General features: G+C 69.1%; 6 protein-coding genes. 1 reads left to right on the plus strand and 5 read right to left on the minus strand.

The window, feature by feature from the left end:
* From PSD17_RS21350 to PSD17_RS21365, 4 genes are all read right to left on the minus strand, one after another.
* A partial coding sequence (locus tag PSD17_RS21350; RefSeq protein ID WP_339124272.1) for a DnaB-like helicase N-terminal domain-containing protein occupies positions 1-810 on the minus strand: 810 nt, incomplete at its 3' end.
* The gene (locus PSD17_RS21355) at positions 807-2,414 is read right to left on the minus strand and encodes a helix-turn-helix domain-containing protein (RefSeq protein WP_339124273.1); all 1,608 of its coding nucleotides are present in this window, start codon (positions 2,412-2,414) and stop codon (positions 807-809) included. The genes PSD17_RS21350 and PSD17_RS21355, both read right to left, overlap by 4 nt.
* A 157-nt stretch (positions 2,415-2,571) precedes the next feature.
* The gene (locus PSD17_RS21360) at positions 2,572-2,847 is read right to left on the minus strand and encodes a hypothetical protein (RefSeq protein ID WP_339124274.1); all 276 of its coding nucleotides are present in this window, start codon (positions 2,845-2,847) and stop codon (positions 2,572-2,574) included.
* Positions 2,848-2,969: 122 nt separating this feature from the next.
* A complete protein-coding gene (locus tag PSD17_RS21365; protein ID WP_339124275.1) occupies positions 2,970-3,860 on the minus strand; it encodes a bifunctional DNA primase/polymerase in 891 nt (296 codons plus the stop codon).
* A gap of 81 nt (positions 3,861-3,941) precedes the next feature.
* Between PSD17_RS21365 and PSD17_RS21370 the strand changes: the two genes are divergently transcribed.
* Positions 3,942-4,976, plus strand: a complete 1,035-nt coding sequence (locus tag PSD17_RS21370) for a C40 family peptidase (protein ID WP_339124276.1) — start codon at positions 3,942-3,944, stop codon at positions 4,974-4,976.
* Between the two features lie 89 nt (positions 4,977-5,065).
* Here the strand turns inward: PSD17_RS21370 and PSD17_RS21375 are convergent, their stop codons facing one another.
* Entirely contained in the window at positions 5,066-5,578 is a 513-nt protein-coding gene (locus PSD17_RS21375; protein WP_339124278.1) for a hypothetical protein, read from the minus strand.
* Between the last annotated feature and the right edge of the window lie 351 nt (positions 5,579-5,929).

Raw genomic sequence — 5,929 nt, forward strand, 5'->3', positions numbered from 1 at the left:
CCGCGCCTCGGCCGACAACAGCCGCATCACGATCTCGGACTTGCTCATCTCCAGCGAGAACACCACGCACGTCATGCGATGTCGGACCGAGCAGGACCTGGCGATGTCGAGTCCGACCGTGCTCTTCCCGACGCCCGGCCTGGCCGCGACGACGATCATCTGGCCGGGGTGCAGCCCGTTGGTGATCGCGTCGAGGTCGGTGTAGCCGGTCGGCACCCCGAGGGCCATGCCGCCGCGGGAGGCGATGGCGTCGATCTCGTCCATCGTCGGGCCCAGCAGTTCCTCGAGCGGGGTGTAGTCCTCGCTCGTGGCCTGTTCGGTCACCTCGTAGATCGCCGCCTGGGCCCGGTCGACCACCTCGTCGACATCACCGCCATCGCTGCTGGCGCCGTGGTAGCCCAGCTGCACGATCCGGGTACCGGCCTCCACCAGCCGGCGCAGGATCGCCTTCTCCGCGACGATCTCGGCGTAGTACGCCGCGTTGGCCGCCGTCGGCACCGTCGCGATCAGCGTGTGCAGGTACGGCGCACCACCGAGACGGATCAGCTCACCGCGGCGCTGCAGCTCCGCCGACACCGTGACCGCATCCGCCGGCTCACCCCGGCCGTAGAGATCGAGGATGCAGTCGTAGACGGTCTGGTGCGCCGGCCGGTAGAAGTCGTCCGGGCGCAGGATCTCCACGACGTCGGCGATCGCGTCCTTGCTCAGCAACATCCCGCCGAGCACCGACTGCTCGGCAGTGAGGTCCTGCGGCGGCTGACGGTAGTCAGGGGCCGCGACGGCGGGCTGCTCGATCGGGACGGCACTCATCGGCGGTGCCTCCTGCGCGGCAGTCGGGGGCGGGCGAGACGACCTTCGGCACGGGCTCGCTCCAGGGCGCGCTCGTAGGCGCTCGCTTCCGGCAATGCGGTGTCGGCCGGCGAGTCGAGGGCGGGGGCTTCCAGCGCTGACGGTCGCGGGGCCGGCTTCTCCGGGGTGGACGACGTCCGACGCCAGTCGGTGATCACAGATCGCCGGTGGTCGGGGTTGGCGATGTCCTGCTCGGGGCGGGGGGCGTTGCGGCGTTCGTGGAACTCCCTTGCCCACTGGCGGGTGAGCTGTTCGGCCACGGCCGCCGCGGCCGCGGTCCGCTCGGCCGGGGTCAGCTCGACGTCGGTGGCGGTGAGCTCGCCAGCACCGTAGGCCAGCCGCCTTGCCGCGGCCGCACCGTGGCGCTCGACGACCTCGGTCCGCAGGGGCTCCCAGACGCGCGGTGCCGCCACCGGGGTACCGGCCACCTGCCACTGCCGGAGACGGTGCTTGATCCAGCCTTCAGGGCGCCGCAGCTCGGCTGCTGGACAGCGATCGGACCGACGAGGACCTCCGGTGGCAGGGGCGTGGTCGAGAGCGTGCAGGACGTCGCTGTTGGTCCACCCTGCGCGCCACCAGGGCCGCACGATGGCGCGCAGGGCGCGCGGGCTCACCCGCCACAGCGCACGGTCGGCACGCTTGAGCTCAGTCGCGGCAGCAAGCATCTGACCAGCGCTGACTGGAGCACGAAGATCGAAAAAGCCGCCGTTCTTTCCGTCTAGGCGCGGCCCGTTAGGGCCGTCAATATCGCGGTTGACCTGCGGTTTTGCTGTGGAGCTGTGGATGATTTTTCTCGCGCGCGTAGGAACTACATGTTCTCTCTTAGGAACAAGATCTCTGGAGAGGGTTGGGGTCCGGGTTAGGGCAGATGAGGCATTGTCCGCTGTGGTCACAGGGACTCGGAGCTGGTAGACCGCGGCGCGGTTCCCCTCGACGTGCTGCAGCGCCATGGGCCGGAACTGAGGTGTCGTCCCGCGCTCCAGCCGGGCCAGCCAGCCGAGCCGGTGCAGCTCCGCGAGCCAGCTGCTCATCGTGCTGCGGCTCCACCCAGTGGCCTCCATGAGCCGCTCCCAGGTGGGGAAGCTGCTGTGGTCGTCCCAGTCCGCGTGAAGTGCGAGGGTGCGCACCAGCAGCCGCAAGCGGGCGGCGCAGTCGCGACGGCGCGCGACGAACCACCGCGAGGCGAATACCGCGTGAGCCCAGTCATGCGCGGTACGGGGCAGCACGGACTCGGCAACCGCGGGACGGCCGGTCAACTCAGCCGCATCGGTCTCGCCGCCGCTGGCGAACCAGCAGGGGCCGCACACGACCGACCGGAGGGGGGTGTTGCGCGCGATCCCGGAGCGCCGAGCACAGCTGATGCACATCTGCGGGGGACGGTGCGCGAGGGCGTCACGCAGGACCAGGTCGAGCCGGAACGGCCTCACTACGGCCGGCGACTCCAGCAGGGTGGTGATCGGGCTGCTGGTCTGATCGGGGTGTGTGACGCGGGAGCGTTGTGACGCACCGGGTCCGAAGGCTGTGCGATTTTCCGGGCGCGCGCTACTATTGGAGCGCGCAGGCAAGCGTGTGCGCCTCCCTTCGGGGAGGGGCTGGGTGCCGGAGCTGGAACTCCGCACCCCGTTACGTGGGCCCGTTCCTCTTGGCCGGAGGGACGGGCCCTAACGTTTTCGGGGTCCTGCTGCACTCAGCCCATTTGAACTTTTGCGGGTGTCCTAGGGCTTAGGCGGTGCGGTCGAGGACCTCCTCGGCGAGCGAGAGCTGCTTGTTGCCGCGGTTGCGCGGATCGAGGCGTGCGACGCGCTCGAGCGCCTCTTCTACGGCGTCCGGGTGGTCTAGCGCGACGAGCAACGCTGCGGCGACCCAGTCGGTCTGGCTGATCTCACCGCGGGCTTCGTCGACCTGCTCCACGATCTCGGTCCAGACACGGCCACCGACGAGCTTGCGCTCGCCGCGGTAGCTACCGGGTCGGGGCTTGTACTGCCGTCTCGTGGGCATGGCCGGAATCCTGGCACCTGTAACAGCTAAAGCCGGGGCGACGCGCCGATGACGGCACAGGCTTTCTCCCGCATGGCCATCGCGTCGGCAAGAGGATGTCGGCTCGGGCGAGCTGGTCTCCATCATCGTCGACCTTCCTGGAGTCGTCGTGGATGTCGGGCGCCGTACTCGAGACCGTCACTGATGGTCCGGTCCACCTCGGCCTGGGTGCATCCGTCGACCCCGACATGTGCCACCGCCGCCGCAGTCAGGGCGTGCCGGGCAATGTCCTCGGGCAGGGCTCCCCCGCCGACGAACTCGCCGAGGATCCGCGCCGCGCGCAGCAGGGTGTAGTGCCGGTGGCCGGTCCTCGCGGCCGCGACGGTTGCACACTCCGCGTTCATCGCGCTGGTGACATAGCCCGTCAGGTTGCCGCTGGCGACGGCGTGGACCGCGGCGGGACGAGGTGAGGGCGGAGATGGTGCCAGCGCGGTGGCTAGCCAGGCTGGAAGCGGTGCGATGGGGCGACGACTCACGACCCGGTACATCCCGCCGGGACGGTGCGATCCCGCGGCGACGACGTAGCCGCCGTTCGCACGAGTGTCGATGCGGGCTCCCAGACGCCCGCCTGTGTTGCGCAGAGCTTCTCGATCCGAGACGGCGAAGTACAGATGGTTACCGCCACTCGGAGTACGAACTGTATAGGTGTCTCCTGGGTAGTCTTCTCCTGCTTCGCAGGCGATCCGAGCCAGGTGCTCACGTCCTGAGAGCTCGCCCAACTCACCAGGCCGGCCGTCGCCGCCTCGGACCACGTCCAGATCGACGACCACGAGGCCCTTCCCGGTCACCAGGCCAATATTGAAGGGAGCTCGGCGGTACCACCCTTCGATCACCCTGCTGTCATGCGTGGCGCGCTCCTGCCAGCGCCGGACGGCCGGTGTCTTGCCGAAGGGCGCTACCGGAAAGATGGGGAATCGCTCGGCGGCCGCGCGGGCGTCACGAAGCAGCTGCCGTTTCAGCGAGCCGACGTCCACGTACCTTCCCCCGCATCAAGATCGGTCCTACAGCAGTTACAGTTGTACGGATCGTAGTAAGGTCAATCTATACTCAGCCAGGTGCAGAAGGCAGCTCTTGCCGTCGGGGGTGCTGTGGCTGCCGGGATGACTGCGCTGTTGATGCTGATCGTCTTGGTCAGCAGCTCTGATGAAGCGAATGCCGCCCCAGGCATGCCGGGGGTCGTCTGCGCGCCGCCGGGTGGCAAGCCGGGCGACCCCGTGGCCGGGTTCGCCGGCCCACAGCTGGCCAATGCGGCCGCCATCGTCACGGTCGGCGTCGAGATGGGCGTCCCCCAGCGCGCCCAGGTCATCGCCGTGGCAACCGCGATCCAGGAGTCGAAGCTGCTGATGTACGCCAACTCGACGGTCCCCGCGTCACTGGGCCTCCCCCACGACCGTGTGGGTTCAGACCACGACTCCGTCGGCTTGTTCCAGCAGCGGGCGTCGTGGGGACCGCTCGCAATACGGATGGACGCGAGGAAGTCCGCGCAGTTGTTTTACGCCCGGCTGTTGGCCGTTCCAGGTTGGCAGTCGATGTCGCTATCCCAGGCAGCGCAGGCAGTTCAGGTGAGTGCCTTCCCGGACGCCTACGCGCGTTGGGAAGAGCCTGCCTTGGCCCTGGTCGGCTCAGTTTCGGGCATCGTGTGCACGAGCCCGGGCGCTTCCCTGGAGACCAACCCGAAGGCGCAGGTGGTGATCGACCGGGCGCTCTCTCAGCAAGGAGTGCCCTACGTGTGGGCTGGCGGGGACGCCAACGGCCCGACCAAAGGCGGGTTCGACTGCTCAGGGCTGATAGTCTACGCCTTCGCGGGGATCGGCGTGACTGTGCCGCATCAGACGCAGTCGATCTGGGCCACCTTCCAGCCCGCCGTCACGGACCGCGCGCAGCTCCAGCCCGGAGACATGCTTCTGTTCAGCAGCAACGGCACCGCTGGCGGGATCCACCACGTCGGCCTGTATCTGGGAGACGGGAAGATGGTGCACGCTCCCGAGACCGGGGACGTCGTCAAGACGGTCGAAAAGATCTGGGACTCGCCTTACTGGACTAGGGAGTTCATCGGCGCCGTACGAGCAGGGGTTCCTACGCCTCAGTGAGTCCGCGACCAACCTTTCCGGGGCGCGACCGGACCATCTACGACCCCTGTGGCGGGGCTGGCCCGTCGAGGGATCTGGACTTGAGCTGATCAGGGAAGCCAGCGTGCCCAGCTCGCGCGGTGCGCGCGCCGGCGGCGGGCGCGCTCCTTGCGGTGCAGCCGCTCGATCGCCCGCAGCGTCTCGGGAGTGTCTTCCAGCTTGCCGCGGGCACCGCGCGTTGCCCGCGGCAGGCCAGCACGATCCCGAAGCGCGTCCTGCTGGCGGTCGTAGGCCCGGACCACCGCCTCGGCTTCCACTCCGGAGGTCACCACCTCGCCGCAGATCCGGCTCGCGTTGTCCCGCTCGTCGCGGCTGTAGGGCCTGCCGTCCGGCAGCAGCCCGGCGGGCATGATCATGGCTGGTCCTGGCCACACCAGGTTGCGCTCGTCCGCATCCCACGGCAGGTCCGCGTCTGACGGGACGGAGGCGAAGTCGGGCTCAACCCACGGCGACTCGGACTCGAGATCACCGGCGGCCGCCGGCTGCTCCGCGGCGAAGCGGCGCGCCAGCTCGTCGTCCGGGTCGTTGGGGTCGAAGTACCGGGCAGTGATCTCCACCGGCATGGCGCTACCTCCTCATGTCGGCGGTCACGGCACAACCGAGGATGGTAACGACGAGGACCGACACTCACGGCCGCGCCGGCGGTTGCCAGCGGCCAGGATGGGCTGGCCAGGAGGGCCGGGACGCCGACCTACGGTGCTGCCGGCGGGTTCATAGCGCCATCGGGCGGGTTGATCGCCGGAGGGTCACTGACCGGCGGGTTGTTCACCGGCGGGTTGTTCACCGGCGGTGTGCCAGTGCCGCCGCCGGACGCCGGGCCTCCCTCAGCAGGTGCGCTGGCTGGTGACGTTCTAGTGCCTCGATCGAGAACGTTGGCGTTGTAACCCGGCTGCGGTGATCGGCTGAGAGGCTGT

Source organism: Pseudonocardia sp. D17 (assembly GCF_036984265.1).
In the GTDB taxonomy this organism is placed as follows: domain Bacteria; phylum Actinomycetota; class Actinomycetes; order Mycobacteriales; family Pseudonocardiaceae; genus Pseudonocardia; species Pseudonocardia benzenivorans.

Coding starts and splice junctions, on each gene's coding strand:
- PSD17_RS21360 (WP_339124274.1), bottom strand. CDS start 2,847: ATGCCCACGAGACGGCAGTACAAGCCCCGACCCGGTAGCTACCGCGGC.
- PSD17_RS21375 (WP_339124278.1), bottom strand. CDS start 5,578: ATGCCGGTGGAGATCACTGCCCGGTACTTCGACCCCAACGACCCGGAC.